Genomic DNA, 2,353 nt, shown 5'->3' on the forward strand with positions numbered 1-2,353 from the left:
CAATATTGTTAAACTCAATCAGTTAGTTATGCTTTTTGAGTAAGCTCTATTTATTCCGTGGAGAGCGCATTAATACCCTGCCGCAAGCGACGGGGTATTAATGCGCTCTTCAAGCCACTGATTTTCAACCAGTTTACCCTACAAGGGCGAGGAATTAATCCCAAAAGAGATTAAACAGGAAAAATGTAGTCTCCAGTTTACTATGCTTTAATCTTTCTAGAACGCGCCGCAAAAGCTATCAACCCTAATCCTACCAACAACAAGGCATAAGTTTCTGGTTCAGGTACTGGGCTTATGTTCTCAGCTAACAATGACGACGTATTAATGTTTGTAAATACAAATGCTTGATCGTTATAATCAAGATCCCCGCCGCCAAATAAATCTTCAAATCCCACATAGGTACCAGCAGGAATGCCAAGAACTTCATCTCCAGAGAACCCAGTTGAGTAGACATGATTCATTCCATCAGCATTAGATGCGGAATTGGAGTTCCAAACATTCCCAGTATCTAGAACATTTAGTTGGAATGTAAGAACATCCCCTACATTGACGTAACCAAGATTAACAAAATCGCCCACACTTGAGGTTTGATTATTTAAAACACCTAGAGATGACTCTGGTGTAACTACGCCATTTACAAGTAATGATAAAGTATTGGTATAAGATGCTGAGCTCGATTGGAAGTAAGCACCGATATAACCGGTTGTTGTTGCTGTAAAGGTGTAAGTATTCTGAACAGGTGCCCCTGCATCTACATATGAAGTCGAAGCCGCTTTTACATGGGCTATCGAAAACAGACCAGACCAAAGAATCATGGACACTGTTAATAGTCGTAAAGAATTTTTCATTGCATGCCCCAAAACTAATTGTTAATAAAAATTGTAAAACACATTAAGGAAACCCTGAATAAGCCGATTATATTTGTGGTTAGAAGAATCTCACAGCAAGCGGAATAGATTACCGTTTGCTTCGAGTTCTTCGAGAGACTTAATCAAAATAACCCACGCAGATATAGTAAGCTCAATATTCAGCTGAGAATAGAGACGAATATCCTGAAAACATACTGCAAGAAATGGGGAAATGTCCTATAAAAATCCTAAGTCAAATTGGGCTAATCACTACATGTTTGATGCAGTTTCTAATTTTTTATCAGCTGATCATTGTTCTTTTTAATTTACGAATACTGCACACTTTTTCATGTTCGAAACAGAAACAAATATCGCCACAAAATAATTTATCATATTGATATCAATAATTAATTTTTAATGCTTATTTCGTATATCGGGTGTGCCATAATAGTAAAAAATGGGTCAATTGCCTTTGTTTTAATAAATACAGGGAATGGCAGATTTGTCGCAATTGATACTAAATAACTAGTCAACTTGTCCTATAAAACTCCCGGATAAATCAGCAATATAACCTAGTAGTTTTGCAGTCCTTTTATGGTCACTTCTTTGACATGTTTTTAGCGATGATCAGAATCAAGTCTGATAGGCTGGCTGTATACGACAGCGGTTTTGGTCTGGCAGAAACTTGATAGCCAATGTAATGGTTAATCGAACACGTGGCGCAGCGTTATAAGTGCGCCAGCACGCAAGTGGTTCACTGCTCCTTGATAATTTTGCTGCTCGCTTAATAAACCTTAATTTAAACAACATACAACATCTATTAGATAGCATGAGACTCTTGCAAAATTCAACGAATTTCCAAATTCGCTACAATTTCTGATTTTTATGTGGATAGCGGGGTATTTTTTAGTAATTTTCTTGCTGAAATCACGCGAACAATCACTTTTATCGATGATTATCGGCTCAGAAGGCGCATTTCTCCTGTGATTGCAATGGCATCTGTCTATTAACATACAATCTGGGCAGCCTTTTTAGGTTGTATGCCATAGCTTGTAAGATATGCCAGGCATGCGCTTTGGTTTTGCCTTTGCCTCGGTAACGCAACACCTTGGCTCCAAACCAGCTTGCCGGGCTACCAAAGGTTCGCTCTACAACATACCGGGCTTTGGAAATCAAGCTATTGCGTTGCAATTGCTGCTGTGTCAGCGGCCTGTTCTTCACTGCCTTATCCTGAATGCCACGTGCTTTCAAGGCTTCGCGGTGTTTCTGACTACAGTAAGCTTTGTCCGCATGAATCCGGGTGCCCGGTTCGATCTTGGTTTTATCAAGCAGCGTCAGTAGCGGTTTGCTGGCATGTTGATTGGCCGCAGTGGTTTCAACAGCTAAACCAAGCCATTATTATCAACCAGCGTATGCTGTTTATAATCAAAAACAGATCTACCGCCTTTTTTAACCCAGCGTGTTTCTGCATCTACGCCGGATTCAGCAACTTCAATAACGCGCAA

Annotated in this window: 1 protein-coding gene and 1 pseudogene; both read right to left on the reverse strand. The window is 39.8% G+C overall.

Going from position 1 to position 2,353, the window contains the following annotated elements; genetic code table 11:
* Positions 1-200 precede the first annotated feature (200 nt).
* Positions 201-848 (reverse strand): PEP-CTERM sorting domain-containing protein, encoded by a 648-nt coding sequence (locus QZV86_RS13640; protein ID WP_295629263.1) that lies wholly within the window; start codon positions 846-848, stop codon positions 201-203.
* A 963-nt stretch (positions 849-1,811) separates the two neighbouring features.
* A pseudogene (locus tag QZV86_RS13645) lies at positions 1,812-2,222 on the reverse strand (transposase); the annotation flags it as partial.
* Between the last annotated feature and the right edge of the window lie 131 nt (positions 2,223-2,353).

Source organism: uncultured Nitrosomonas sp. (genome assembly GCF_902826915.1).
Taxonomy (GTDB): domain Bacteria; phylum Pseudomonadota; class Gammaproteobacteria; order Burkholderiales; family Nitrosomonadaceae; genus Nitrosomonas.